This is a genomic window from Ralstonia sp. VS2407 (genome assembly GCF_052950655.1).
In genome coordinates, this window is record NZ_JBRFVG010000066.1 from 1 (window position 1) to 657 (window position 657).

Genomic DNA, 657 nt, shown 5'->3' on the forward strand with positions numbered 1-657 from the left:
TCACGTCGGACCCGAACGCGGGAATCGGCGGCTGGTCGCAGCCGCAGCTCGTCCAGTATCTGCGCACGGGCAGCGTGCCGGGCCTCGCGCAGGCGGCGGGGCCGATGGCCGAGGCCGTCGAGCACAGCTTCTCGCGGATGAGCGATGCGGACATCGGCGCGATCGCGACGTACGTGCGCACGGTGCCCGCCGTGGCCGACGGCGCCGCGAAAGCGCGCTCCGCGTGGGGCAAGCCGGCCGAGGACGGCATCCGGCTGCGCGGCGTCGCGCTCGCGTCGACGGGCATCGATCCCGCGCGCCTGTATCTCGGCAACTGCGCGAGCTGCCATCAGATGCAGGGCAAGGGCACGCCGGACGGCTACTATCCGCAGCTCTTCCACAACTCGACGGTCGGCGCGCCGAATCCGACGAATCGCGTGCAGGTGATCCTGAACGGCGTCGCGCGCAAGGCGGGCGGCGAGGACGTCGGGATGCCGGCGTTCCGGCACGAGCTGTCGGACGCGCAGATCGCCGCGCTCGCGAACTACCTGACCGTGCAATTCGGCAATCCGGCGGCGAAGGTGAGCGAGCAGGACGTTGCGAAGCTGCGCGCCGCGCAGTAACGTACGAGTCGTTATCCGGCGATCGCGGGGAGGACGGCATCGCACCGGGCGGCCG

General features: G+C 71.5%; 1 protein-coding gene. It reads left to right on the forward strand.

The genetic code is table 11. From position 1 onward, the window contains the following. On the forward strand, positions 1-602 hold a 602-nt coding region (locus tag ACU8YE_RS23845; RefSeq protein WP_446929806.1), incomplete at its 5' end, for a c-type cytochrome. Positions 603-657 lie beyond the last annotated feature (55 nt).